The 26171-nt window shown below is 63.9% G+C and carries 28 protein-coding genes; 12 read left to right on the top strand and 16 right to left on the bottom strand.

What is annotated here, in order from left to right:
* Positions 1–149: 149 nt before the first annotated feature.
* The 3 genes from C8D77_RS12265 (at position 150) to C8D77_RS12255 (ending at position 2037) form a co-directional block, all read left to right on the top strand.
* A complete protein-coding gene (locus C8D77_RS12265) occupies positions 150–890 on the top strand; it encodes an SDR family NAD(P)-dependent oxidoreductase (protein WP_109662799.1) in 741 nt (246 codons plus the stop codon).
* Positions 891–1022: 132 nt separating this feature from the next.
* Entirely contained in the window at positions 1023–1652 is a 630-nt protein-coding gene (locus C8D77_RS12260; RefSeq protein WP_109662797.1) for a hypothetical protein, read from the top strand.
* A gap of 163 nt (positions 1653–1815) precedes the next feature.
* Positions 1816–2037 (top strand): hypothetical protein, encoded by a 222-nt coding sequence (locus C8D77_RS12255; RefSeq protein ID WP_013532531.1) that lies wholly within the window; start codon positions 1816–1818, stop codon positions 2035–2037.
* 3 nt (positions 2038–2040) lie between these two features.
* On the opposite strand, the gene C8D77_RS12250 is transcribed toward C8D77_RS12255, so the two are convergent.
* Together C8D77_RS12250 and C8D77_RS37275 are read right to left on the bottom strand one after the other, a co-directional pair.
* The gene (locus C8D77_RS12250) at positions 2041–2547 is read right to left on the bottom strand and encodes an OsmC family protein (protein WP_109662795.1); all 507 of its coding nucleotides are present in this window, start codon (positions 2545–2547) and stop codon (positions 2041–2043) included.
* A gap of 11 nt (positions 2548–2558) precedes the next feature.
* Entirely contained in the window at positions 2559–2879 is a 321-nt protein-coding gene (locus C8D77_RS37275; RefSeq protein ID WP_146211783.1) for a hypothetical protein, read from the bottom strand.
* Positions 2880–2911: 32 nt separating this feature from the next.
* On the opposite strand from C8D77_RS37275, the gene C8D77_RS12245 reads away from it, so the two are divergent.
* From C8D77_RS12245 to C8D77_RS12235, 3 genes are all read left to right on the top strand, one after another.
* Positions 2912–4429: a S10 family peptidase gene (locus C8D77_RS12245; protein WP_109662793.1), complete on the top strand. Its 1518-nt coding sequence runs from the start codon at positions 2912–2914 to the stop codon at positions 4427–4429.
* Positions 4430–4607: 178 nt separating this feature from the next.
* Positions 4608–5495: a DMT family transporter gene (locus tag C8D77_RS12240; protein WP_109662791.1), complete on the top strand. Its 888-nt coding sequence runs from the start codon at positions 4608–4610 to the stop codon at positions 5493–5495.
* A gap of 60 nt (positions 5496–5555) precedes the next feature.
* The gene (locus C8D77_RS12235) at positions 5556–6464 is read left to right on the top strand and encodes a DMT family transporter (RefSeq protein ID WP_109662789.1); all 909 of its coding nucleotides are present in this window, start codon (positions 5556–5558) and stop codon (positions 6462–6464) included.
* A 168-nt stretch (positions 6465–6632) separates the two neighbouring features.
* Here the strand turns inward: C8D77_RS12235 and C8D77_RS12230 are convergent, their stop codons facing one another.
* Positions 6633–7487: a LysR substrate-binding domain-containing protein gene (locus C8D77_RS12230; protein WP_109662786.1), complete on the bottom strand. Its 855-nt coding sequence runs from the start codon at positions 7485–7487 to the stop codon at positions 6633–6635.
* A 113-nt stretch (positions 7488–7600) separates the two neighbouring features.
* Here C8D77_RS12230 and C8D77_RS12225 point away from each other — a divergent pair, with 113 nt between their 5' ends.
* Both C8D77_RS12225 and C8D77_RS12220 read left to right on the top strand, forming a co-directional pair.
* Complete coding sequence (locus C8D77_RS12225) at positions 7601–8008, top strand: tautomerase family protein (RefSeq protein WP_109662784.1); 408 nt, start codon at positions 7601–7603, stop codon at positions 8006–8008.
* A 138-nt stretch (positions 8009–8146) separates the two neighbouring features.
* Positions 8147–10369: an AMP-binding protein gene (locus C8D77_RS12220; protein ID WP_109662781.1), complete on the top strand. Its 2223-nt coding sequence runs from the start codon at positions 8147–8149 to the stop codon at positions 10367–10369.
* A gap of 27 nt (positions 10370–10396) precedes the next feature.
* On the opposite strand, the gene C8D77_RS12215 is transcribed toward C8D77_RS12220, so the two are convergent.
* On the bottom strand, positions 10397–11215 hold the full coding sequence (locus tag C8D77_RS12215) for a CDP-alcohol phosphatidyltransferase family protein (RefSeq protein WP_109662779.1): 819 nt from the start codon (positions 11213–11215) through the stop codon (positions 10397–10399).
* A gap of 2 nt (positions 11216–11217) precedes the next feature.
* Complete coding sequence (locus tag C8D77_RS12210; RefSeq protein ID WP_109662777.1) at positions 11218–11916, bottom strand: phosphatidylserine decarboxylase; 699 nt, start codon at positions 11914–11916, stop codon at positions 11218–11220.
* Between the two features lie 302 nt (positions 11917–12218).
* Between C8D77_RS12210 and C8D77_RS12205 the strand changes: the two genes are divergently transcribed.
* Positions 12219–13082, top strand: coding sequence for an SMP-30/gluconolactonase/LRE family protein (locus C8D77_RS12205; RefSeq protein ID WP_109662775.1), 864 nt, complete (start codon positions 12219–12221; stop codon positions 13080–13082).
* A gap of 9 nt (positions 13083–13091) precedes the next feature.
* On the opposite strand, the gene C8D77_RS12200 is transcribed toward C8D77_RS12205, so the two are convergent.
* From C8D77_RS12200 to C8D77_RS12185, 4 genes are all read right to left on the bottom strand, one after another.
* Positions 13092–13439: an antibiotic biosynthesis monooxygenase family protein gene (locus C8D77_RS12200; protein ID WP_109662773.1), complete on the bottom strand. Its 348-nt coding sequence runs from the start codon at positions 13437–13439 to the stop codon at positions 13092–13094.
* Between the two features lie 313 nt (positions 13440–13752).
* Positions 13753–15633 (bottom strand): ABCB family ABC transporter ATP-binding protein/permease, encoded by a 1881-nt coding sequence (locus tag C8D77_RS12195; RefSeq protein ID WP_109662771.1) that lies wholly within the window; start codon positions 15631–15633, stop codon positions 13753–13755.
* A gap of 23 nt (positions 15634–15656) precedes the next feature.
* A complete protein-coding gene (locus C8D77_RS12190; protein WP_109662769.1) occupies positions 15657–16004 on the bottom strand; it encodes an ArsR/SmtB family transcription factor in 348 nt (115 codons plus the stop codon).
* A gap of 110 nt (positions 16005–16114) precedes the next feature.
* The gene (locus C8D77_RS12185; protein ID WP_109662767.1) at positions 16115–17614 is read right to left on the bottom strand and encodes a LysM peptidoglycan-binding domain-containing protein; all 1500 of its coding nucleotides are present in this window, start codon (positions 17612–17614) and stop codon (positions 16115–16117) included.
* Between the two features lie 126 nt (positions 17615–17740).
* On the opposite strand from C8D77_RS12185, the gene C8D77_RS12180 reads away from it, so the two are divergent.
* Entirely contained in the window at positions 17741–18352 is a 612-nt protein-coding gene (locus C8D77_RS12180) for an LOG family protein (protein ID WP_057143392.1), read from the top strand.
* Between the two features lie 96 nt (positions 18353–18448).
* Here the strand turns inward: C8D77_RS12180 and C8D77_RS12175 are convergent, their stop codons facing one another.
* Positions 18449–19342 (bottom strand): LysR substrate-binding domain-containing protein, encoded by an 894-nt coding sequence (locus tag C8D77_RS12175; protein WP_109662765.1) that lies wholly within the window; start codon positions 19340–19342, stop codon positions 18449–18451.
* A 110-nt stretch (positions 19343–19452) separates the two neighbouring features.
* On the opposite strand from C8D77_RS12175, the gene C8D77_RS12170 reads away from it, so the two are divergent.
* Both C8D77_RS12170 and C8D77_RS12165 read left to right on the top strand, forming a co-directional pair.
* Positions 19453–19743, top strand: a complete 291-nt coding sequence (locus C8D77_RS12170; RefSeq protein WP_109662763.1) for a muconolactone Delta-isomerase family protein — start codon at positions 19453–19455, stop codon at positions 19741–19743.
* Between the two features lie 171 nt (positions 19744–19914).
* Entirely contained in the window at positions 19915–20913 is a 999-nt protein-coding gene (locus C8D77_RS12165) for a transporter (RefSeq protein WP_109662761.1), read from the top strand.
* Between the two features lie 20 nt (positions 20914–20933).
* Here C8D77_RS12165 and C8D77_RS12160 read toward each other — a convergent pair whose 3' ends face one another.
* From C8D77_RS12160 to C8D77_RS12135, 6 genes are all read right to left on the bottom strand, one after another.
* The gene (locus C8D77_RS12160; RefSeq protein ID WP_109662759.1) at positions 20934–21614 is read right to left on the bottom strand and encodes a glutathione S-transferase family protein; all 681 of its coding nucleotides are present in this window, start codon (positions 21612–21614) and stop codon (positions 20934–20936) included.
* Positions 21615–21623: 9 nt separating this feature from the next.
* Positions 21624–22550 (bottom strand): EamA family transporter RarD, encoded by a 927-nt coding sequence (rarD, locus tag C8D77_RS12155; protein WP_109662756.1) that lies wholly within the window; start codon positions 22548–22550, stop codon positions 21624–21626.
* Between the two features lie 83 nt (positions 22551–22633).
* Complete coding sequence (gene cimA, locus C8D77_RS12150; RefSeq protein WP_215732056.1) at positions 22634–24256, bottom strand: citramalate synthase; 1623 nt, start codon at positions 24254–24256, stop codon at positions 22634–22636.
* Positions 24253–25209, bottom strand: coding sequence for a prolyl aminopeptidase (gene pip, locus C8D77_RS12145; RefSeq protein WP_109662754.1), 957 nt, complete (start codon positions 25207–25209; stop codon positions 24253–24255). The genes cimA and pip overlap by 4 nt, the downstream gene beginning before the upstream one ends.
* A complete protein-coding gene (locus C8D77_RS12140) occupies positions 25206–25682 on the bottom strand; it encodes a GFA family protein (protein WP_109662751.1) in 477 nt (158 codons plus the stop codon). The genes pip and C8D77_RS12140 overlap by 4 nt, the downstream gene beginning before the upstream one ends.
* Positions 25679–26170, bottom strand: a complete 492-nt coding sequence (locus tag C8D77_RS12135) for a GFA family protein (protein WP_109662748.1) — start codon at positions 26168–26170, stop codon at positions 25679–25681. Before C8D77_RS12135 ends, C8D77_RS12140 begins: the two co-directional genes overlap by 4 nt.
* Position 26171: the final 1 nt, after the last annotated feature.

Below are 26171 nucleotides of genomic sequence, written 5' to 3'. Positions count from 1 at the left end.
ATTGCCGGTCTTTCGCCAGAGCGGTTCATCGTTTCACGGAAACGTAGAACCGCTCTATCTCCTTGTTTCGACGCAATTCCGGACGGAAAACCGTTTCACACTTTTCCTGGAATTGCTCCAGCCTTAGCCAGATTTCCGGAATCCATCGCATGACCCTCGACCTTACCGGCCGTGTTGCGGTCGTCACCGGCGCCTCGCGTGGCATCGGCTATTTCATCGCCAAGGAATTGGCTGCCGCCGGGGCGCATGTCATCGCGGTGGCGCGCACTGTCGGCGGCTTGGAAGAGCTCGACGACCAGATCAAGGCAGCTGGCGGCCAAGCGACACTGGTGCCGCTCGACCTCACCGACATGGCCGGCATCGACCGGCTGGGCGGCGCCATCCACGAACGCTGGGGCAAGCTCGACATTCTCGTCGCCAATGCCGGCGTGCTTGGCGTCATCTCGCCGATCGGCCATGTCGAAGCAAAAACCTTCGAGAAGGTGATGACCATCAACGTCACCTCGACCTGGCGGCTGATCCGCTCGGTCGACCCGCTGCTACGGCTTTCGGACGCCGGCCGCGCGATCATCCTGTCTTCCAACGCGGCGCACTCGGCGCGCGCCTTCTGGGCGCCCTATGCGGCATCCAAGGCCGCGGTGGAGACCATGATGCGCTCATGGGCGCATGAGACACAAAGCCTGCCGCTGCGGGTCAACGCCGCCGATCCCGGCGCCACCCGCACCGCCATGCGTGCCCAGGCGGTGCCGGGCGAAGATCCCGAGACGCTGCCGCACCCCTCCGAGATCGCCAAACGCATCGTACCGCTGGCCAGCCCGCAGCTGAAAGAGACCGGATTGATCTTCCAGGCCAAGCACAATCGCTTCGTCGCCTATCGGCAGCCGGAATAGAACTTGAGTCTTTTTTGATGCATGCCGGTTTTCCAAAACCGCTGCACACTTTTGGGCGACCTGCGTAGGGATTAAATAGGCCTCCGGAAACGTTTCTTCGACGTAGTCGAAGCCCAAACTGGAGGAACCACCATGCGTAAACTGCTTTTCGCCACCGCCGCTGTCCTGATCGCAGCTGTGGGCGCCGCCTATTCGCAAGACGCAACGATGAGCTTCTTCGTCACCGGTCTCGGTTCCGGCAAGGGCGCCGATCTCGGCGGCCTCAAGGGTGCCGACGCGCATTGCGCCTCGCTGGCGGAAGCCGCCGGTGTCACCGGCAAGACCTGGGCTGCCTATCTGTCGACCAGCGACACCGATGCGCGCGACCGCATCGGCAAGGGGCCTTGGGTGAATGCCAAGGGCGTCAAGATCGCCGACGACGTCGCCTCATTGCACAGCGATGCCAACGGCATCACCAAGCAAACGGCACTGAACGAGAAAGGCGAAGTGGTCAACGGCCGCGGCGACAAGCCAAACCGCCACGACATGCTGACCGGCTCCAAGCCCGACGGCACCAAGATCGCAGACCAGACCTGCGGCGACTGGACGATGAGCGGGGCGGAAGGGGCCGCGATGATGGGCCATCACGACCGCACCGGCCTCGACGAATCGGCTGCCGCCAAATCCTGGAATTCCTCGCATGCCTCGCGCGGCGGCTGCAGCCAGGAGGCGCTGAAGGGCACCGGAGGCGACGGCCTGTTCTATTGCTTTGCCACCAACTGAGTCGATTGGCTTCAAAAATTGGGGCTGGTACCCCCCGCCACATCACGCGGCTGTGATGTGGCGGTGGAAGGCTGCGCCGCGGTCATGCTTTCGTCATTTCTGTAGAGTTGGTAGGATCGCAGCGACTCCCACAACAAGCGCCCAACTGGCAGAGGAAATCCCCATGGCTACGACCGCAGCAGCGTTGGTCTGGTATCTGGTAATCGCCGGCCCGCAGGGCGGCATGGTCGTGCTGCCCAGCACCTTCGACAAGCGCGAACAGTGCACGGCCGCCATCACCGAATATCAGAAGCAGCCGACACCGGCCGGGTGGTCGGTGCAATGCGTGCCCAGCGCCTCGCCCTTCACCGACGAAGGCGACGCCGAGGAACCATCAGCACAGTAAGCGTCAGCGCCGCGCGCTGACCATCAGCTCCGGCTTCTGGCTGATGGTCTGGAACACCACGCAATAGCGCTCGGTCAACTTCAGCAGCGAGTCTATCCGCTCCTGCGGCTCGTCGGTGTCGAGCTTGAAATTAAGCCGGATGGCGCGAAAGCCGACCGGCGCATCCTTGGCGACACCGAGCGTGCCGCGAAAATCGAGATCACCTTCGGCTTCAACGGTTGCGGCGCCGAGCTTGAACTCGAGCGCCGTCGCCACCGCCTTCAGCGTCACCCCGGCGCAGGCCACCAATGCCTCCAGCAGCATGTCGCCCGAGCAAAGTTCAAGGCCTGAGCCGCCTGTTGCCGGATGCAGTCCGGCGATGGCAAGCGCCCTGCCCGTCTCCACCTTGCAGGCAACCGACTGGTCGTCGATCGAGCCCTTGGCGCGAAGCGTGATCAGGGCCTGCGAAGCATCGTCACGATAGGCCTGCTTCAGCGGCGCCTGCATGGCCTTCAATTCGGTCGCATCCATCGCTGTCCCTTTCATCGACTGTTTCCACCGCCGGCATCAGCCGTCCGATCGAGATTTGCGCCGACCGCCATGGGAAGGCAATGCCATTCCGCAATACGGGCCAGCCGCTGCCGGCGCTCTGTCCAGCCAGACATCTGCCCGCGAAGGGGAAGAGCGGATGTCATGCCGGCTTTCGCCCATCGCCAACGTCGCCAAGTGGCTTGACCGGAGATGCTGCCAGTTTCCCTCTGCCAGGAGTTGTCCGGCAGGACGAAGGGAGACGTGGAGGAACGCGACAGCGGCAGTTGTACGACCATACAGCCATTTCCTTTGACTTCGATCATCTCGGCCATACCTATGCGGGAGTCGTCCTCGCGGAGCCATCATGCCGGTCAAGCTGAAACTGATCTTCCTTATCCTGCCGATGCTTGCCGCCCTGGTGCAGCCCGTCCTTGCTGAAACGGCGGAGCGGCCGGCACCTTCGGGCGGCGTGCTGTCCCTGCTGCCGCCGCCGCAGACCACCAACCATTCGATCACCCTCGCCGGGCGCAAGCTGGATTATCAGGCAAAGGCCGCCACCCTGTCGCTGCTTTCCGGCAAGGGCGACGTCACGGCGGAGATCTTCTATGTCGCGTACACGCTGCAGCAACCGGCAAGCGTGGCCAAAGACCCGCAGCGGCCGATCACCTTCGTGTTCAACGGCGGCCCTGGAGCAGCGTCCGCCTATCTGCATATCGGCGCACTCGGTCCGCGTATTATCGCAACGGGAGCCGACGGCGAATTCCTGCCATCACCGCAAAGACTCATCGACAATCCGGACAGCTGGCTCGACATGACGGATCTCGTCTTCGTCGATCCGGTCGGAACCGGATATAGCCGCGAGGCACCGGGCCAGGACGCGCACGACTTCTGGGGCGTCAATCAGGATGCCAGCTCGATAGGCGCCTTCATCCGGCTCTATCTGGCGCAGAACGGCCGCACCGGATCGCCGCTGTTCCTCGCCGGCGAAAGCTATGGCGGGTTCCGCGCGGCGCTGCTCGCCAGGACATTGCAGGAAGACATCGGCATCAGTCCGAACGGCATCGTGCTGATCTCGCCGGCGCTGGAGTTCACGCTGGTGCAGCCCGACGAATTCGAGCCGCTGCATTGGGCGCTCGAACTGCCTTCACTGGCGGCGGTGCGCCTACGCGCCGAAGGCGTCAGCGGCGATGCTTTGCGGGAGAAGCTGGCCGAAGTCGAACACTATGCACTGGGCGATTACCTTACGGCGCTCACCAGCGGACTGGAGCAAGGCAAGCAACTGGCCAGCCAACGCGTGGCTGACATCACCGGCCTGCCGCTCGACCTCGTGCAGCGCAACTCCGCCCGCATCCCGACCGGCCTATTCGCAAGGGAGTTCTCCCGTGCCAGCGGCAAAGTGCTCAGCCCATATGACGCCATGATCGGCACGGCCGACATCGCGCCCGAGAGCGCCCGCATCGCCGGGCCGGATCCTGTGCTCGACCGCAGCGTACCGGCGCTGACGTCGGCGTTCGTCGGCTATATCAGCGACGAACTGAATTTCCGCACCGATGTCAGCTATCGGCTGCTCAATGGCGAAATCAGCCACAATTGGGATTACGGGACCAGCGCCTCGCGGCAAGGCTATGCCGGGGTGATGGACGATCTGCAGCGAGCACGCTCGCTGAACCCCTCGCTCGGCGTCGTGATCGTCAACGGCTACACCGACCTGGTCACGCCTTACCTCGCCTCGCGCTACCTGGTGAACCAGATCCCGTCGCTCGCCAATGCCAAGCCTATCCGTCTCCATGTCATCGAGGGCGGGCACATGATGTATTTCAGATCCGACGGTCGGCGCGCCCTGAAAGAGGCCGCTTCGGAGCTTTACCCGGCGACGCAATAAGCGTTGCGACAATGCGGCTCGTCATGGAACCCTGCCCCAACACAAGCATGGGGCTGGCGTAGCGCTGCACCGACTTTCACCCGTATAGCTTGGTGCCGAGGGAGCTGAATTCCCAGGTCCCTCGTGTTGCTCCTCACAGCATCACTGCCGTCCCGGCAATTTTGGTCCCACGCGCCTTATGGCCGATATTGCCATTCTCGAAACACGCGAGCGGGTTCTTGCCGGCATCCTGCTGACCGGTGCGGCCTATCTCCTGTTTTCGACGCAGGACGCTTCGATCAAGCTGCTGGTCGTTGGCATGAGCGTCTGGCAGATCATGTTCTTCCGCAGCATCACCATTCTGGGCGCCTGCGCGGCGATCGGCGGGCGACAGCTGTTTGCCGACACGGTGCGCTCGCCGATCGTCCGGCCGATGCTGGTGCGCAGCGCCTTCACGCTTGCCGCCTGGCTCTGCTACTACAACGCCGCGCGCAGGCTGCAACTCGCCGAACTGACCACCGTCTATTATGCGGCGCCGATCATCGTCACCGTGCTTTCGGTGGTGATGCTCGGCGAAAAGGTGCCGATGCTGCGCTGGCTGGCGGTGCTGATCGGCTTTGCCGGCGTGTTCGTCGCTTGCGACCCGACCCATCTCGGCCTGTCGGTGCCGGTGCTGCTGGTGTTGGCGGCCGCCTTTTTGTGGGGCATCGCCATCGTGCTCTTGCGCAGGACCGCCCTTGCCGAGCGCTCGATGATCCAGCTCCTGCTCAACAATTTCTATTTTCTGCTGTTTTCGGCGGTGCCGGCGTTGCTTTGGTGGCGGACACCGGATGGGGCTCAGTTGCTGCTGCTTGCCAGCGTCGGCGCGCTCGGCGGCCTGGCGCAATACCTCCTCTTCGAAGGCATGAAGCGCACACCGGCCTCGGTCCTCGCGCCGCTGGAATACACCTCGCTGTTGTGGGCGTTCGCGCTTGGGTTTGCGATCTGGGGTGACGTGCCGCGTCGCGAGGTGTTCCTGGGTGCTGCCCTGATCGTCGCCGCCGGACTGTTGATCGTCGGCACCGAGCATTTCCGCAAACGGCTATGATGTGGGTCACCATCATTGCTGACACTACGATGTCAGGACCAAGCGGCGTAGGCTGGCGGCATGACTGACATTGCAGCCGCCATCGACACCGCCGCGGAGCGCACGCTCGGCATCATCCTGGTGTCGTCCTCGGCGGCCGTTTTCGGCCTGACTGGCGTTCTGACAAAGTCGATCCATGCCGACCCATTGACCATCATCTGCTGGCGCGGCTTTGTCGGCGCGATCCTGATCAGTCTGTATGTGCTGTGGCGGCGTCACCGTTCCGGCACGCGCGAAACGCTGCGGCTTGGCTGGCGCGGCTGGCTGCTGGCGGTGGAAGGGGCGCTGGCCAGCATCGCCTTCATCTCGGCGTTCAAGTTCACCTTCGTTGCCAATGTCGCCGTCATCTACGCCACCGCGCCCTTCGTCACGGCACTGCTGGCCTGGGTTCTGACGCGCGAACCGTTCCGACTGCAGACGATGGTCGCCGCTGCCGTGTCGCTGTGCGGCGTGGCGATCATGGTCTGGTCCGGCTTCGGCACCGGCAATCTGTTCGGCGATGGACTGGCACTGCTGATGACCATCGGCAGCGGCCTCTACATGATCATGGTGCGCGCCTTCCGCGACACGCCGGTGGTGTGGGCCGGCGCGGTTTCGGCATTCCTCCTGTTTGTGCTCGGTTGGTTCGTCACCGATCCACTGGCAGTTTCGCCAAGGGATGCCGTTCTGCTCGTCACTTTCGGCGCGTCCTTCGCACTCTCCTCGATCCTGTGGACGGAGGGCGCGCGGCTCATCCCGCCGGCCGAATCCGGGCTGCTCGGCTCGGCGGAAGTGCCATTCGCGATCCTGTTTGCCTTCCTGTTCCTGGGCGAGATTGCACCGGCCGCCAGCATGATCGGTGGCGCCATCGTGTTGTGTGCGGTGTTTGCCCATGCGGGGCGGGACTGGCTGATGGCCCGCTCGCAACGCATGACGTCAAATATTTCTTAAAAAAGTGACACAGTCACGGAACCATCATCGGGGTCAGGCATTGTTGGTGCGACGGGCCATCCCCAAGTCCCCCCAAACCCCTCGGCCCGTCCTACTCCCAAGCCGACCGCAAGGTCGGCTTTTTCTTTGCCACTTGGCGACCGCAAGGTCGGCTTTTTGTTTGGGCATTCAGCCCGACAAGGCAAGGTTGCCGCTGAGCAGGGTTGCCAGATCGGCTGCCGAACCATCGGCACCGGCACGCAGCCGGATGGCGAACTCCGCCACAGGAACCGGCGGCAGGCCAAGCTCTCGCGGCGCCTCGACAATGCCGGAATGGGCAAAGCGGGCCGTCCGCAGCGTCAGCGCGACACCGGCGTTCACCGCCGTGCGCAGGCCGGCCAGACTGGCGCTGCCGGCAGCGATGCGGTAGCGGCGGCCGGCCGCGTCGAGCGCGGCCAATGCTGCTTCGCGAAAACCGCAATATGGATCGAGCAGCGCCAGCGGCAATTCCTCCTGCCGCGTGGCCAGCCCCTTTTGTGAGCAGAGCCATATCATCGGCTCGCGCAGCACACCGACCTCGTCCGACGCTGCCGCCTGGCGCATGACGATCGCCAGATCGAGGCCGCCAGACTGCAGCGCCTGCGCCAGTTCGGCGGAGCGGCCGACCCGCAGTTCGATCCTGACGCGCGGATGACTGACGGCAAAGGCACGCAGCAGGTCCGGCAGGCCGCTGTCGGCAAAATCCTGTGTCGTGCCGATGGCGACGCGCCCGGCAGCGCGGGCGCCCTTCAGCGCCAGCCAGGCCTCGCGATGCGCGGCAAGGATGCGCCTGGCATGGCCGACGAGATCCTCACCCGCCGGCGTCAGGCCGCGCCCCCGCCCTTGCGGCGCCAACAGCGGCTCGCCGACGATTTCCTCCAGCCGCTGCATCTGGGCGGTCACCGCCGAGGGCGAACGGCCGACGCTTGCAGCCGCCTGAGCCAGCGAGCCACTGTCGACGAAAGCGAGGAAGGTCCTGAGCAGATCGGGATCGAGGGTTTCCATAATTCGATTGTATCGAATCTTTGATTGAAAACAATTCGATTTTTTTGACTCAATGATGATGACATGGTCCTTCCAACGGCAATCAGACGCCGCTCAAACCAAGGAGAAGAGAAATGCCTATCATCACCGTCAGCGTCACTGGCAAGCCCGACGCGGCTCTTTCCGCTCGCATCGCCAAGGAGGCCACTGAAATCACCGCGACGCAGTTGCGCAAGGATCCGACGATCACCGCCGTTGCCGTGTCCTATATCGATCCGCAGCACTGGTTCGCCGGCGGCAAGTCACTAGCCGAGCATGGCACCAATACATTCTGGCTTGATATCAAGGTGGTCGACGGCACCAACACCAAGCTTGAGTTGGAAGCCTATCTGAAGGCGATCTTCTACGCCTTCAGCCGCCTGCTGGATGGCGTGCACGAGGAAAGCTACGCCTTCGTGCATGAAGTGCCGGCCGCTGCTTACGGCTATGGCGGCAAGACGCAGGAGTTCCGTTTCATCAGCGGACGGTTGGAGGCGGCGTGAGCAGCGCCGACTTCCCTTCCCCACGGGGAAGGCAAGAGACGTACTCATCCGCATTGACCTTGCTCCCACATCGTCTAGGTTCTGGCCGAAGCGGCCGCAAAAGAGCCGAGATGCTAAAAACGTTGGGAGAGACGCGGCATGGTCCTGACACTGGCGCTGCTTGCGGGTCTTGTTCTGGCCTGGCTGCTGATCGGCGTGGTGGAAAAATTCCGCCTCGGCCTGCGCTTCACCCAGGCGCTGCTCTATGTGCCGTTTAAGCTCGCTTACCGGATCGCCGACAACCGTATCAGGATCGCTCGCAAGGCGCAGGCCCCGGTCATCTACGTCATCTCGCATCAATCGCGCTTCGAACCGGCTCTGATGCTGTCGCTGCTGCCAGACGATACGCTGCATATTCTCGATGAGGTCTCGGCGCGCTCGCCTTGGCTCGAACCGTGGCGCGAGCTTGGCCGCACCATCGCCTTCAATGCCGAACATGTCTTCGTCAGCCGCCGGCTGGTGCGCGTACTCAAAGGCAAGGGCCGGCTCGCCGTCTATCTGCCGGATGCGGTCGAGCCTGACGTCAAGACGTTTCGGCTGTTTCGTGCTGTCACCCGCATTGCCATGCAGGCCGACGCTCGCATCGTGCCGATCTTCGTCGGCGGCGCACGCAGCCTGTCGGTGTCGTTGACGCCAGCGGACAAGGCACCGCGGCATTGGTTTCCACAGTTGTCGATCAGCGTGCTGGAGCCGATGACCATCGCCGAACTGGTGGCGCGCAACCCAGACCAGGCCTCGAACACCAATTCGCTGTTCGACCGTGTCGCCGAAGCCCGGCTTTTCGGCACCGACCTCGATCGTGGCCTGTTCCTGACCATGCGCGATGCCGCTGACCGCGTCGGCGCTTCGCACCCGATCATCGAGGACGTCATCTCGGGCGCGCTGAGCTACCGCAAGATGTTCATCGGCGCCCGCGTCCTGGGCAGGCGCTTCGAAGCGATGACGGCGCCGGGTGAAGCGGTCGGTGTGATGCTGCCCAACGCCAATGGCGTCGTGCTGTCGCTCACCGGCCTTCTGTCGGCCGGCCGGGTGGCGGCGATGATCAACTACACGGCCGGGCCGGCGAGCGTGACTGCCGCGGTGCGCACGGCGGTGATAAGGACCGTGATTTCCTCCCGCGCGTTCGTCGAGAAGGCCGATCTCGCCGATATCGTCGCGGCGGTCGAAAAGGGCGGTGCAAAGTTGCTTTGGCTGGAGGATGTGCGGACCAGCGTCACCGCGCTGGACAAGCTTGCCGCCGCCTTGCTGTGGCGCTGGCCGCTGCAACGGCAGGATGCGGCCAAGCCGGCGGTGATCCTGTTCACCTCGGGCTCGGAAGGCACGCCGAAAGCAGTCGTGCTGTCGCACAAGAACCTGCTTGCCAACGCCATGCAGGCCGAGGCGCGCATCACCATCTCGCCCGCCGACATCCTGCTCAACGTGCTGCCTGTGTTCCACTCCTTCGGCCTGACGGGCGGTACGATCCTGCCGCTGGTCACCGGGGTAAAACTGTTCCTCTACCCCTCACCGCTGCACTACAAGATCATCCCCGAGGTGGCGCGCAAGGTGAAACCGACCATCATGTTCGGCACCGACACGTTCCTCGCCAACTATGCGCGCACCGCCAAGGACGGCGATTTTTCCAGCCTGCGCTTCGTCGTCGCCGGTGCCGAGGCAGTGAAGCCGGAAACCCGCCGCGTCTATCGCGAGCGCTTCCAGGCCGAGATCATCGAAGGTTTCGGGCTGACCGAGGCGGCACCGGTGGTTGCCGTCAACACCGCCATCCATGGCCGCGACGGCACTGTCGGGCGGCTGCTGCCGGCCATGCGCATGAAGCTCGAGCCGGTCGAAGGCATCAGCGATGCCGGCCAATTGTGGCTAGACGGACCGAACCTGATGATGGGCTACATGACATCGGACCGTCCGGGTGAGCTGCAGCCGCTGACCGGCTGGCACGACACCGGCGACATCGTTGCGGTCGACCGCGAAGGCTTCATCACCATCCGCGGCCGCGCCAAGCGCTTCGCCAAGATCGCCGGCGAGATGGTGTCGCTGGGTGCGGTCGAGATGCTGGTGCAGTCGCTGTGGCCGGAAGAGCGCCATGCGGCAGTAGCGGTGCCGGACAAGAGGCGCGGCGAGCGCATCGTGCTGGTCACCACCGCCGACGACGCCAACCCGGACGAGTTGCGCAAATTCGGCAAACAGGCGGGCGCCGCCGAACTGATGGTGCCGAACGACATCGTCAAGGTGGAGGAAATTCCAGTGCTGGGATCCGGCAAGACGGACTATGTGTCGACGAGGAAACTGGCGATCGACAGGCTGGGGCTCGGCGTCGCCGCCTGAGTCAAATCAAGCACTCCGGCGAATTTTCTAACCTATATCGGAAGGCGGCACCTTCTCGCCCTCGAGCTTGGCGCGCTTGGAATAGGCGCGCACGCTGAACGGCAGGAAGATCAGGTAGCCGGCGACCGACGCGGTCAGCGTGTACCAGGGATAGGTCATCAGCAAGAGCACATAGAGCACGACACCAAGGATGATCGGCAACACCCTGTCACCCGGGATTCTCAGGCTCTTGCCGGAATAGACCGGCAGCCGGCTGACCAGCAGGAAGGCGACCAGGATGGTGAAGCCGGTGGCGACGAAGGCCGCCGGACGACTGGGCTCCAGCCCGGTGCGCAGGAAATAGAGATAGAGCGGCAGCATCACCAGCACCGCACCCGCCGGCGCCGGCACGCCGACGAAATATTCGGACTGCCATATGGGGCGATCGCCCTTCTCGTCGTCGAGCACGTTGAAACGGGCGAGGCGCAGCCCACAGGCGATGGCGAACAGGAGTGCTGCAATCCAGCCCGGCGAGCCGGCGCGGTCGAGCAGGAAGGCATAGAGCACCAGAGCCGGGGCCACACCGAAATTGACGATGTCGGCCAGAGAATCCATCTGGGCGCCAAATTTCGAGGTCGCCTTCAGCATCCGCGCCAGGCGGCCGTCAATGCCGTCGAGGAAGGCAGCAAGCAGCACCATCACCACCGCCGGCTCGAAGCGGCCTTCGAAGCCGAAGCGGATGCCGGACAGGCCGGCGCAGATGGCAAGCACGGTGACCAGATTGGGCAGCACCATGCGCATCGGGATCTCGCGGATGCGCGGACCGCCGCTGGCATGGGCCTCGAACTTTTTGTATTGCGTGCCCACCGTCAGGAAATCCGCACGAGGGGGGTGCCGGCGACACCGCCGAATTCGGCCAGCACGGTTTCGCCGCCGACGGCCGTCTGGCCAACGGCAACACGCGGCGTGGCAGCCAGGGGCAGGAAAACGTCGACGCGCGAGCCGAAGCGGATCAGGCCAAAACGCTCGCCAGTGCCTATCGAGCCGCCGGCCTCGGCCCAGCAGACAATGCGCCGCGCCACCAGGCCGGCGATCTGGACGGCGGCGATCGTGCCGTTGGGGCTCTCGATGACCAGGCCGTTGCGCTCGTTCTCAGTGCTTGCCTTGTCGAGTTCGGCATTGAGGAATTTTCCGGGCCGATGCTCGATTTTCGCAATACGGCCGCGCACCGGGGCGCGGTTCACGTGGCAGGAGAAGACGTTCATGAACACCGAGATGCGGGTCATTTCGACATTGCCGAGGCCGAGTTCACGCGGCGGCACAGCCGGCCCGACCGCCGAAATGATACCGTCGGCGGGGCTGACCACGAGGCGGTCGTCGACCGGCGTGACGCGCTCGGGATCCCGGAAGAAATAGACGCACCAAGCCGTCAGGATAAGGCCGATCCAGAACAGGATCGAAGAGAAATAGCCGAGGAAAAGGGTTGCCGCGCCAAAGGCCGCGATAAAGGGATAGCCTTCGCGATGGATCGGTACGAACGCGTTCTTGACCGTATCGACAAGGCTCATCGGGCTGGGGCGGGCTCCGTTTCAATTGCGGCCTCAATAGCCGAAAGCCCCCCTCGCCGCAACGCAACAATCGGCAAGGCCACATTGGCCGCAACCGGCAGCAGCGGTGATGCGCTAGCCTGTAGGCGTCGTTGCCGGCGGAATTCAGTGTCTCGCCGACCCACAACGCGCACGATGGCCGCCATGGGTGCTGTTCTGGCCACGCTGTCGGTGTCGGAACCGGGCCCCCTCGCACGTCCTTGGTGAGACAGCGTCCTCAACAGCCCTTCCGGCATGGCAACGCACAACCAGGAGTTCCACACATGCAGAAACCATTAGTCACCCCAGCGCGTCTCGTCACGGAAGGCCTTGCCTTCGGGGAATCGCCACGCTGGCATGACGATCGGCTCTGGCTCTGCAACTGGGGCACCGGCGAGATTGTCGCCATCGACGCCGGCGGCAACAAGGAGGTCGTGCTCACCGTGCCAGCCGTCCTGCCCTACTCCATCGACTGGCTGCCGGATGGTCGGCTGCTCGTCGTGTCAGGTCGCGAAGGCTTGCTGTTGAGGCAGGAAGCCGATGGAAGTCTCGTCATACACGCCGATCTGCATGACCTGTCGAAAAGCCCGTGGAACGAGATCGTCGTCGACGGGCGCGGCAACATCTATGTCAATGGCGGTGGCCCGGCGCCGGCGCCGGGCGAGCATTTCGGCCCCGGCACCATCGTGCTGATTGGCCCCGACGGCGCGGTTCGACAGGTGGCCGAGGATATCGCCTTTGCCAACGGCATGGCGGTGACCCCGGACAGCCAGACGCTAATCGTCGCAGAATCCCACGCCAACCGGCTGACCGCCTTCGACATCGCCGCCGACGGCAGCCTCGCCAACCGACGGATCTGGGCCGATCTCGACGGCTATCCCGACGGCATTTGCCTCGATGCCGAAGGGGCGGTCTGGTATGCGGATGTACCCAACAAGCACTGCGTGCGGGTGCGCGAAGGCGGTGAGGTGTTGCAGACGGTCACCGTCGATCGCGGCTGCTTTGCCTGCATGCTGGGCGGTGCAGACAGGCAAACACTGTTCATTCTCGCCGCCGAATGGCGCGGCTTCGAACACATGGTCAGCGACGCCCGCACAGGCCGGGTGCTCAGCGTCGAAGCGCCGGCACCTGGCATCGGCTGGCCGTAAGAAGCCCTACTACAGCCCGGGAACCCGCTGATAGTTGGCGATGTCGGCCCGCACGCCGAGCCGGGCGATCGTCTCCTGCGGGTTGAAGGCGATGCGCTCGTGCGCCGCCTTGACGATCGGCACGACGTTGTCGACCGCCGCCTGGCTTTCCCATTCGACGATGGTCACAAGGTTGAATTCGCCCGGCCCCGAGAATTGCTCGAGCAGGAAGTCCTGCACGAAGCCTTGTTGCAGGCGCAGCAATTCATGCGTTGTCCGGACCTTGGCGAGTATCTCCTCGCGGGCCGCGGCCGGGACGACGAACTTGTCCACCCTGAACACGCTGCCGCCATCAACATTCTGATTTGTCTTGCTCATTTCGATTGTTCCGTTCTTGATTCAAGCTGGTTGGCGGGCTCCAAGAACGGCCTACAATCTCAACTTAAGTTGAGGTCAAGCGGAAATTTCGATTGATTTGTAGAAGGGCTCGGACGGCGACGCTGCCGATCTCCCCCCTCGTGGGGGAGATGTCCGGCAGGACAGAGGGGGCGTGAAGGGTCGCCAACTTTTGGATGTCTTCAAAAGAATAGCCGCGCCTGCACGAAAAGAACCGGAGATGACAGCGGGACAGCGCCCCTCTCTGCCCTGCCGGCCAATCTCCCCCACGAGGGGGAGATTGGCACTCCATCGCCTATGACACCTCCGACGTCCGCCGGCGAACGATGACGCCAAGTTCGTCGCCCTCGCGGGCGATGCGCAGCCTTTCCTCGGCCTCGGTCGCCTCGCGTTGGCGGTCCCACATCGAGGCATAGAGGCCATGCTTGCGCATCAGTTCGGCGTGGGTACCGCGCTCGGCGATCTGGCCATCCTGCAGCACGATGATCTCATCGGCGGTAATCACCGTCGATAGACGATGGGCGATGACGATGGTGGTGCGGCCACGGCTGACCAGATCGAGCGCGGCCTGGATCTCCTGCTCGGTGTGGCTGTCGAGCGCCGAGGTCGCTTCGTCGAGCATCAGGATCGGCGGCGCTTTCAGGATGGTGCGGGCGATCGCCACGCGCTGCTTTTCGCCGCCCGAAAGCTTCAGCCCGCGTTCGCCGACCATCGATTTGTAGCCATCGGGCAATCGCTCGATGAACGGCCCGATCTGGGCGAGTTCGGCAGCCTTTTGCATATCTTCCTCGCTGGCGCCGATGCGGCCGTAGCGGATGTTGTAGGCAATGGTGTCGTTGAACAGCACGGTGTCCTGCGGCACCATGCCGATCGCTCCGCGCAGGCTCTCCTGCGTTACATCCCTGATATCCTGGCCGTCGATCAGCACCTGGCCGGACTGCACGTCGTAGAAGCGGAACAGAAGGCGCGAGATGGTCGACTTGCCGGCACCCGAAGGCCCGACAATGGCGACGGTCTTGCCGGCCGGCACCTCGAAGCTGATGCCCTTCAGAATCTTGCGGTTCGGGTCATAGGAGAAATGCACGTCGCGGAACTCGACCTTGCCGGCACTGACGGCGAGTGGCCTGGCATCCGGTTTGTCGACGATCTCCTGCGGAACATCCAAAAGGTCGAACATCTGCTCGATGTCGGTCAGCCCCTGGCGGATTTCGCGGTAGATGAAGCCGATGAAATTGAGCGGCACCGACAGCTGCATCAGCATGGCGTTGATGAAGACGAAGTCACCGACCGTCTGCGTGCCGGCCTGCACCTCGAGCGCCGACATGCACATCACAATGACGGTGCCGAGGCCGAAGATGATGCCCTGGCCGAAGTTCAGCCAGCCGAGCGAGGTCCAGATGCGCGTCGCGGCGACCTCGTAGCGTGCCATCGAACGATCGAAGCGCTCGGCCTCCATGCCTTCGTTGTTGAAATACTTGACCGTCTCGTAATTAAGCAGCGAGTCGATCGCCTTGGTGTTGGCGTCGGTGTCGCTGTCGTTCATGTCGCGGCGGATCGAGATGCGCCAGTCGCTGGCGCGGACCGTGAACCAGACATAGACCCAGACGGTGACCGCGACGACGGCCACATATTTCCAGCCATAGGTGTAGGCGAAGATGCCGGTGGTCAGCGCGAATTCGAGGATGGTCGGCGCCGTGTTGAGCATGATGAAGCGCACGATCGTCTCGATGCCCTTGGTGCCGCGCTCGATAATGCGAGACAGGCCGCCGGTGCGGCGTTCCAAGTGAAAGCGCAGCGACAGTTGGTGCATGTGGACGAAGGTGCGGAAGGCAAGCTGGCGCACCGCGTATTGGCCAACGCGGGCAAACAAGGCGTCGCGCAATTGATTGAAGCCTAGCTGCACCAGGCGCACGACATTGTAGGCAACGACCAGCATAACGGGCGCCAGAAGAAAGGTCGGCAGCGGCGGCACCGATTTGGCGTCACCGGCCAGCGCGTCGGTCGCCCATTTGAAAAAATAAGGACCGGCGACCAGCGTCAGCTTGGCGACGACCAGCAACAGCGTCGCCCAGGTGACCCGGGCTCTCAGATCGGCGCGATCCGCCGGCCACATGTAGGGCCACAGGTTGAGCAGCGTCTTGAAGGTGGAGGAGTCGGAGACGGTTTTTTCGGCCATTTCTTGTGCCTTCTTCTTATCTTTCAGCGGCCGGAGCAGCAGGAATTAACGAGCGCGGCGACCGATGCGGAAACATCAGCGAGCGCGGCACGATCGACCTCGTAGCGCGAGCGCTGGCGGTCGGGCTCGAACCGGACCAGACCAGCCTCGACAAGTATCTTCAGGTGTTGGGAAACGGTGGACTGCGCCAAATCGAAACGGTCGACCACCTCACGGCAGCAGCAGGAGTTGTTGGCCGACAGATGCTTTATGATTTCGATACGTGCCGGATGCGAAAGCGCCGCCATGCGGGCGGCGATAGCGCGGCTATCGGAGACGACATCTTCCGGCAAACGGCAGTGGCCGGCGGATTCAAAAGGGGATTCAGTCATCGTCCATCGGCGATAAACGATGAAAAGGCGCGGAGCAAGCTATCCCGATGGGTAGATCGGGCGACGCTGCCGATCTCCCCCCTCAAGGGGGAGATCGGCGCTCAAGCACCTTACTGCGACTTGGCAGGCGCCGTCGTTGCCTGCTCGCCCATCGCCTTGAGGTCGGCGGCTTCGCCTTCCTTCGACTTTTCCGGGACCTTGAACACCTGCCCCGGCCAGATGCGGTCGGGATCGCTGATCTGGTCCTGGTTGGCGAGGTAGATGGTCGAGAAGCGCACGCCATGGCCGTACACGCGCCGCGAAATCCGCCACAGCGTGTCGTGACGGCGGATGATGACGGCGCCATCAGCATGTTCGAGCTTGGGCGCCACGGTCTCGGGCACATCGCTTGGCGGCGTCGCCGCCGCCACGACGGCCGGAGCATCGGTGGCGGGAGCGGGCGTCGTGGCCGGAGCCGCGGCAACGGCCGGCGCCTCTGTAGCTGGTGCGGCAGGAGCAGGTGCCGGGGGCGCTTCGGCGGCAGCAGGTGCGGCCGGTTTTGCTTCGGCAGGCGCCACGGCGGCGATCGCTTCGCCCGGCTCGCGCTCGAACGGCACGGCGGCGCGGGCCACCACCTTCACGCCGTCGGCATCGAGACCGTCGACATGGATGGTGTAGCTGCCGACCGGAATGTCGCGCGTCGCCTCGACGAGGAAATGGCCGTCCGGCGACGTCTGCGCGTCACCGAGCAGGATGTCGTTGGCATAGGCGCGAACCTTGCGACCGGCATCGGCGAGGCCGGCGACAAAGATCTTGTTGCCGTCGATCTCGACCGCCTCGACGACGATCTTAGGCTCGGCCACGGCTGCCGCGGGCGGCGTCGCCGGCGCTGCCGGAGCCGGTGCTGCTTCAACCACGGCTGGCGCTGGTGCCGCCGGGGCGGCTGGTGCCGGAGCTGTGGCCGCGGGCGTTTCGGCTGCGGGAGCAGCCGGCGCGGCAGCCTGGTCGCCGGCAGCCGGTGCGGCCGGCTTTGTCTCGGGCGCGGGAACGGTGAGCAGTTCGGCCGGTTTGCCCGGCTCCTCGACCATGGCCAGAACCTGGCCGGCCGCATCCTTGGGAACAGAGACGACAGCGGTCTGCACCGAGGGCGTCACGACATCGCCCGTGGTCGCGCGCAGCGCAATCGTATAGTCGCCAGGCTTCAGCGGATCGTCGAGAATGATGACGAAGGCGCCATCGGGACCAGCTACGGTCGATCCAAGCACCGTCGAACCATTGAGGATCTCGACCTTTGCATTTGGAGCCGCATTGCCGGCGACGACGATCGAGCCATTGCTTTCGACGCGCACGACATCGAAGGACGGTGCGATCGGGCCGGCCGCAGCCGGGGCGGCCGGTGCCGTTGCCTGGGGCACCGCAGCAGGAGCTGCCGGGACCTCCGCTGACGGCAGCCGCGCTTCCGTGCCGGGATCGGCCGGTTTCGGCGCCGCGGGCGGCGTCAGCGCCGCCACTTCCGCTGGCGGCGTGTGATTGAGATACGGGTCGAGTGCGCCCGATACATAGGCGGTTCCCGCGGCCGCAACGGTCCCACCCGCCGCGAACAGGAACGCCTTCAATGGATTAATTGCCATACTTCCCTACCCCTTAGCCACCTAACGCCGGTCTAGCCTGTTTTGCCAAAGCCGACAAGAAAAAGCCCGCCCTTGTTAACCCTTGGGGCTTGACCGCGCTTTCAGACCCAATCACCAATCATCGTTATGAACACGATTCGATCCGTCTGCGTCTATTGCGGCTCGTCTCCGGGCCGCGATGAAACCTATATCAAGGCCGGACACCTGCTCGGGCGCTCGATTGCCAAAGCGGGACTGCGGCTGGTCTATGGCGGCGGCACCAAGGGTATCATGGGCGCTGTCGCCGAAGGCGCGCTCAAAGCCGGCGGCAAGGTGACAGGCATCATTCCACGCTTCCTGATCAACAAGGAAGCGACGGAAACCGCGCTGGACCGGCTCGATGAGCTCTTGATCACCGACAACATGCACGAGCGCAAACACAAGATGTTCGAGAAATCCGACGCCTTTGTGGCGCTGCCGGGCGGCATCGGCACGGTCGAGGAGATCGTCGAGGTCATGACCTGGGGGCAACTCGGCCATCATCGCAAGCCGATCGTCTTCGGCAATGTCGGCGGATTCTGGGATCCGATGCTGGCGTTGCTCGATCACATGGCCGCCGAGGGCTTCATCCACACCGCGCAGCGGGTCAAGCCGCTGGTCGTCGACGACCCCGAGGCGATCGTCGCCGCCATCATGGTGGCAGGGTCCTCCGTCGATGCGCCGACCGAGGGCGTGCAGTCGGTGATCGACAAACTTTAGGGGAGCAAAGGAGTAGGGCAGTAAGGCAATATGTGAATTGCCTGGAGTGTCTTCCCCTACTGCCCTACTGCCCTACTGCCCTACTGCCCTACTGCCCTACTGCCCTACTGCCCCAGCAGCCTGCCGCAAGCCGGCGATGACCGCGCGGCGGTCATGACGCCGCCAGGCAAGATAGATGGAAACCGTACGGTCGAACCACGGCAGGTCGCGAAACACGATCCGCGGCGGTGCGGCGGCACGCAGGCTGGCCTGCACCGTCGCCAGGCCGAGCCCGGCGCTGACCAGGCCGAGCGAGGTCAGCGGATCCGCCGTCTCATAGGCGATGTCGGGCAGAAAGCCGGCCTTGGCGCAAGCGGCGAGGAACTGGCCGCGATTGGTGTCGTCAGGCTGGCGCACGACGGTGATCCAGGTGCGACCGTCGAGGTGATACGGCCCGATCTCTGATACGTGAACGAGCGGATCATCTTCGGGGATCGCCAGCACCAGCGGTTCGTGCCGCAGCGCCATGGCGGCGACATCCGGGTCATTGTCGGCTGGCGGCGAGTAGACAAAGCCCAGATCCAGAGAGCGCTGCCGCAGTCCCTCCACCTGGGCGGCCGAACGCAAACTTCTCAGTTGCAGGTGGAAATCGGGCCGCTCGCGGCGGAATTGGCGCAGCATTCCGGCGACAAGCCCGGCATGCACGGCGCCTTCGACATAGCCGATGGCGAGACGACCAACGCCGCCGCTGGCCAGGTTGCGGCCGAACTCCTCCAAACGTCGCGCATTGGACAGCAGCGAGCGGGCCTCGGTGAGGAAGGCGCGACCCTCGGCGTTGAGATGGACCCGCTGTTTTGCCCGTTCGAACAGACTGACGCCAAGCTGCTCCTCGAGCTGCATGATCTGCCGGCTGAGCGGCGATTGCGAGATATGCAGCATTTCGGCGGCGCGGCCGACATTGCCGGTTTCGGCGACGGTGACGAAATACCTGATCTGGCGCAGGTCGAACATTTTTTCTCCAGAGCTTCAAGTCCTGCAAAGTCTCAACTCTAGCCTAATCAGTCTTGGACAGTCTGACCAGCGGAAGCGATACTCGGCCATCCCAACCAAAGGAGACCGCCATGCAGTTCTTTGCCCTTCTCACCCGCAACACCGCTGAGTTCAGCGATGCCGATTTCGCCCCGCTTCTGCCCGGCGAAGCCGAACAGCGGCGCACGCTTTACGCCGAGGGCGCGGTGCGTCAGGTCTGGAACCGCGGCGACATCCCGGGCAGCGGCATGATGTTCGAGGCAGCCGATGATGCAGAGGTCCGTGGCCATCTTGCCACCTTGCCGCTGGTCAAGGCCGGCATGATGGACATTGCCGCAATCGTGCCGCTCAAGCCCTACCCCGGATTCGGCCCAAAGCACTGACAGGGCACAATCCGGGGGTGGCAAAGGCGTCACCACCGGATTGGGTGATCGACAGACTGTGATCGGCTGTCAAGAAACCGTCACACGAAACCGGTTCGCTAGTGCTAGGAATCACGGTCAGGCGGCCGCCATGCGGTGCCATGTTCGAAACCTGCATCTGGCACCGCGCCCATGGATATCGCTCTCGCCCCGGAAGGCACTGATCTGTCGCCTTACCTGCCCGACGAGCACGGACTGTTCTTCATCTACCATTTCACGGCCGACGGCCTGCGTACCAAGGACCCGGCACAGGCGTGCTGGACCTGGCGCAGCTATCAGATCACCGACCTGCATGCACGCCAGGAGATCGGCACTGAGACGGCTTTGCCGAGGCCGGTGCGTGACGCCTTCCTTGCCCCCAGCCATGGCTGCCACATCGACTTCGAGGATGGCTGGCTCTATGGCGATCTGCCTGATCTCAGACACGACTTTTCGGAGGCGCGCGGGCTTGTCCATTTCCGCTTCGCCTTCAACGACGCGGTGCTGATCGGCGCGCGCAAGCAGCCGCTGGAATCGGTCGACGCCATTCGCAAGACGGTGGAGAATGGGGCGCGGAAATTCCGCTCGCCGGCGGAACTGATCGAGGCGGTCACGGGCCAGTCGCTCGACGGCATGGCGGCCGAGCTCGGCAAGCTGGGCGACACGCTCGACGGCATCGAGGACCGTGTCGTGCGCGATGCATGGCACAATGAACGACAAGCGCTGGTCGAGGCGCGGCGACAATTGGTGGTGATCCATCGGCAGATGGCGACGATCACCAATCTGTTCCGGCATCTCGATCATTCGCATCGCAACGAACTGCCTGACCCGATCAACGACATGGCGGTCAGGCTCTCGCAACGGGCGCATACTCTCTATCATGACGGCGAGCAGTTGCAGGCGCGCACAAGGCTGTTGCAGGACGAGCTCATGGCCAAGCTGACCATGCAGTCGAACCAGCTCCTCTATGTTCTCTCTGTCATGACAGCGGTGCTGTTGCCGATGACCATCATCTCGGGCCTGTTCGGCATGAATGTCGGTGGGCTGCCGTTGGTCGATACGCCGATTGGCTTCTGGGTGGTGACGGCAGTATCGATGGCTATCGCCGCGGCTACTTATCTGTTCGTCAGGCGGCTGGGCCGCGGATTGTAGCGCCTGCCGGCGGCTTTCAGCTAGACGCGAAGATCCTCGATGACGGTGCCGGCGGCGGCGACTTCCGCTTCGTGATCGGGCTCGCGCCAGGTCTCGGCAAGGCCAGCCGCATACCACTCGCGCATCGCTGGCAGGGCGAGCAACTGCGCCGGATAGGCTGCAGCCGCACCCTCGAAAACGAGACCATAGGACTGTGCGCGAAACGCCACAGGAGCAAAGAAAGCGTCGACGGCGGTGAAATGAGCGCCGGCCAGAAACGGCCCGCCGAAACGGGCAAGGCCATCGTTCCAGAGGTCGTCGAGGCGAAAGAGGTCCTGTTTCAGCGCGTCGGACATTGGAAACGGCTCTACGCGCAGGCCGCAACTCATCGGACAGGCGCCACGCAGTGCGGTGAAGCTCGAATGCATCTCGGCGGCGGCCGAGCGTGCCCAGGCGCGCGCCTTGGCCTCGGCAGGCCACACGCCATGGTGGCGCTCGGCCAGATATTCGGCGATGGCTAGCGAATCCCAGACCGCCCAACCGTCGTCGATCAGGCAGGGCACCCGGCCGCTCGGCGAGAACGGCCGGTAGAGGCTCCAGCTCGATCCGGTCGGGAACGGCGTTAGCCGCTCGTCGAATGGGATATCCAGCTCTCGCATCAACACCCAGGGCCGCAGTGACCATGAGGAATAATTCTTGTTGGCGATATGCAGCAGGTACATCGACACCCCTTACCGTGCGGGCTGCGGCGCGGCCCGGCGCGCTGTCGTCAACATCGACCAGGAATAGACTGCCAAGGCCGCCCAGATCAGCGCAAAGGCGATGGCCTGGGTGGTGCCGAAAGGCTCGTCGAAGATCAGAACGGCGATCAGGAACACCATGGTCGGCGCGATGTACTGCATGATGCCGATGGTGGAGAGGCGCAGCAGCTTGGCGCCGAAGGCGAACAGCAAGAGCGGTATCGACGTGACCGGACCGCAGCCGATCAGCAGCGCCGTATCGGCACCGCTGCTGGACACGATATGGTCCTGCCCGGTCGCGATCAGGTAGACGATGTAGCCAAGGGCCGGCACCGACAGCAGAAGCACTTCGAGCAAAAAGCCCTGGCTCGGGCCGATCGGCAGCGTCTTGCGGAAGAAGCCGTAGGCGGCGAAGGAAAACGCCAGCGCCAGCGACACCCAGGGCAGCTTGCCGCCCTCTATGGTCAGCACCGCGACGGCGACGGCCGCCAGCACCACTGCCGCGATCTGCAGCCGATCGAGCCGCTCGCCAAGCAGCAGCGCGCCGACGACGACGCTGACCAGCGGATTGATGTAGTAGCCGAGCGCGGTCTCGACGGTGCGGTCGGCGGCGATCGCCCAGACATAGATGCCCCAATTGACCGAGATCAGCGCCGCCGTCAGCGCGGCCATGGCGATGGTGCGCGGCGAACGCAGCGCCGCCTTGAAATCCGCCGTACGGCCGGCCCAGACCAGAACGGCGGCGGCGATCGGCACCGACCAGACGATGCGATGGGCAATGACTTCGGCGAGCGGCAGATGAGCGACCGCCTTCATGTAGAAGGGCAGCAATCCCCACAAGAGATAGGCGCCAAGCGCCAACAGAAAGCCGCGTCGTGCCTTCGAATCCGCGTCCAGGGCAATTGCTTCAGTGGCCATGAGCCAACGCTATGGCCCAGTCACCTTGGCAAGACCATCGCAAAGTTCTGATGGATCAATGGACTTTCGCTGATGGTTCAACCTTATTCGGCGGCCACCAGCCCGGCCATCTCACGGTTCTTCATCAGCTTGTAGACGATGGAATCCATCAGGGCCTGGAACGAGGCGTCGATGATGTTTTCGGAAACGCCCACCGTCCACCAGCGCGCGCCGGTGCCGTCATGCGATTCGATCAGAACGCGGGTGATCGCCTCGGTGCCGCCATTGAGGATACGCACCTTGAAGTCGGCAAGCTCCATGTCGGCGATCTCGCCCTGGAATTTGCCGAGGTCCTTGCGCAGCGCGATGTCGAGTGCGTTGACCGGACCATGCCCCTCGGCCACCGACATCTTCTCCTCGCCGTCCACCACCACCTTGACGATCGCTTCGGAGACCGTCTTCAACTGGCCGTTGGCGTCGAAGCGGCGCTCGACCATGCAGCGGAACGAGGTAACGTTGAAGAACTCCGGCAGCCCGTGCAGTATCTTGCGCGCCAGGAGTTCGAAGCTGGCATCGGCGCCCTCATAGGCGTAGCCCTCGGCCTCGCGCTCCTTGACCACCGATATCAGCGCGTCGAGCCGGTGGTCGTCCTTCGGCACCTCGATGCCGCGCCGCTTCAGCTCGGCGAGGAAATTGGCCTTGCCGCCCTGGTCCGAAACCATGACGCGGCGGCGGTTGCCGACCGTTTCCGGAGGCACATGCTCATAGGTCGCCGGCTCCTTGGCAAGTGCGGAGGCATGGATGCCGGCCTTGGTGGCGAAGGCGGAAGCGCCGACATAGGGCGCCTGCGCTTCCGGGGCGCGGTTCAGGAGTTCGTCGAAAGCGCGCGACAGGCGCGAAATGCCGGTCAGTGCCTCAGTCGAAATGCCCGTCTCGAAACGATTGGCGAAGGCCGGCTTCAGCGCCAGGGTCGGCACGATCGAGATCAGGTTGGCGTTGCCGCAGCGCTCGCCGATGCCGTTGAGCGTGCCCTGGATCTGGCGCACGCCGGCCTCGACAGCGGCCAGCGAATTGGCGACTGCCTGGCCGGTGTCGTCATGGGCATGGATGCCGAGATGATTGCCTGAAATACCGGACGAGATAACCTTCTCGACGATGGCGCGGACTTCCGATGGCTGCGTGCCGCCATTGGTGTCGCACAGCACCACCCAGCGCGCGCCGGCATCGTAAGCGGTCTTGGCGCAAGCCAGCGCATAGGTGGGATTGGCCTTGAAGCCGTCGAAGAAATGCTCGCAGTCGACCAATGCCTCCTTGCCGGCGGCGACCGCCGCCTCGACGGAGGCCTTGATGGCGTCGAGATTCTCCTCATTGGTGCAGCCGAGCGCGACACGGACATGATAGTCCCAGCTCTTGGCAACGAAGCAGATGGCGTCCGACTTCGACTGCACGAGTGACGCAAGGCCGGGATCGTTGGACGCCGACACCCCTGCCCGCTTGGTCATGCCGAAGGCGACGAATTGGGCGCGCGACGTGCGTTTCTCCTGGAAGAAGGCTGTGTCGGTCGGGTTGGCGCCGGGATAGCCACCTTCGACATAGTCGAGGCCAAAAGCGTCGAGCAGTTTTGCGATGGCGATCTTGTCCACGACGGAAAAGTCGATGCCCGGCGTCTGCTGGCCATCGCGCAATGTGGTATCGAAGAGATAGAGGCGCTCGCGGGTCATGGTCATTTGCTTGCAAACTTGTCCGTCGCGCGGATCAGCCGATCAAGGATGCCCGGCTCCGAATAAGCATGACCGGCGCCCTCGATCAGGTGGAAATCCGCCTTCGGCCAGGCCTTGTGCAGCGCCCAGGCATAGTGCGCCGGGCACGGCATGTCGTAGCGGCCATGGACGATGGTGCCAGGAATGTCGCTGAGCTTGTGCGCATCGCGCAGCAGCTGCCCTTCCTCAAGCCAGCCGGCGTGGACGAAATAGTGGTTCTCGATGCGGGCGAAGGCGACGGCATAGTCGTCCTGCCCAAACGGTCCGCTGGTCTCCGGCTCCGGCAACAGCGTGATCGTTTCGCCTTCCCACAGGCTCCAGGCGCGGGCTGCCTCGATCTGCGCCTTGCGATCCGTGCCGACCAGCCGCTTGCGGTAGGCGGCCATCATGTCGCCGCGCTCGGCCTCCGGGATTGGCGCCAGGAACCGCTCCCATTTGTCCGGAAACATTTCCGAGACGCCGAACTGATAGTACCATTCGAGTTCTGCACGCGTCAGCGTGTAGATGCCGCGCACCACCAGTTCGCTGACGCGTTCAGGGTGCGTTTCGGCATAGGCGAGCGCCAGCGTGGAGCCCCAGGAGCCGCCGAACACCAGCCATTTGTCGAAGCCGGCCATTTCGCGCAGCCGTTCGATGTCGGCGACCAGGTGCCATGTCGTATTGGCGTCGAGCGAGGCGTTGGGCGTCGATTTTCCGCAGCCGCGCTGGTCGAACAGGATGACGTCGTAAAGCTTCGGGTCGAACAGCCGCCGGTGTTTTGGCGAGATGGTGCCGCCTGGCCCGCCATGCAGGAACACCGCCGGTTTGGCGCCTTTGGTGCCGGAGCGCTCCCAGTAGACCTGATGGCCGTCACCGACATCGAGCATGCCGGAATCGAACGCCTCGACCTCCGGATAAAGCGTACGCAATTGATTGCTCATAGTTGTAAACCTTTGGTCGGCCAGTCCGCTGTTTCATGGTCGGGGTGCTGGAAGGAGATGATGGATTCCTGCCTGTTATAGTAGTCGGGATCCTGGTGGACGGGCTGATCGAAGATCGTCTCCACCCAGGGCAGCCGCGCAGCGTAGTTGACCTGTATCTGCGGGGCGAGATCGGAGCGGTCGTCGAAGGCACCGATAGCGATCTCAAGTCCTCCGGGCTGCCGGTAGGTCAGCGGCGTCCCGCAGCGGGCGCAGAAACCACGATCGATGTTGACCGACGACTGGAAATAGCTCGGCTCTTCATGGGTCCATTCGACGCCGTCCCTGGGTACCGTGACCAGCGCACCGAAGAACGAGCCGAACTGCTTCTGGCACATGCGGCAATGGCAGATCGACGGACGGCCGAGCGCTCCATGAATGCGGAAGCGTACGGCGCCACACTGGCAGCCGCCGGTTCGTACTGTCTCGGTCATGATCTTTCCTTCGGCGGCCATTGTTCGGTGTCGTGGTCGGGGTGCTGGTAGGAGACGAGATCGGCCAGATAGGAGGCCGACGACATATCGGCCATGGTGTCCTCGCCCGGCAGTTGCGGGATCGAGTCGACATAGGGCAGCTTTGCCTCGATGCCCCACTGGATGAGCGGCACGATCTCAGCCGGATTGTCGAACGCACCGATGGCGAGGCCAACGCCGTCCGGCGCGGTGAAGGTCAGCGGTGTGCCGCAATCCGGGCAGAAGCCGCGGTGGACATGGTTGGACGAGCGGAAGTATTTCGGCTCGCCGCGCGTCCAGTCGAGCCTGGCGCCGCGCACCGAAACCAACGGCGCGTAGAACGCGCCGAACGCCTTCTGGCACATGCGGCAATGGCAGATCGAAGCGTCGCCCAACGCGCCTTCAACGCGAAAGCGCACCGCGCCGCACTGGCAGCCGCCGGTGTAGATCGGCCGGTTGTCGAGGCTCATC

The organism is Mesorhizobium loti (genome assembly GCF_003148495.1).
Lineage (GTDB): Bacteria > Pseudomonadota > Alphaproteobacteria > Rhizobiales > Rhizobiaceae > Mesorhizobium > Mesorhizobium loti.
The sequence above is the reverse complement of the archived record's forward strand: the minus strand, read 5'-3'. Positions and strand labels throughout refer to the sequence as shown.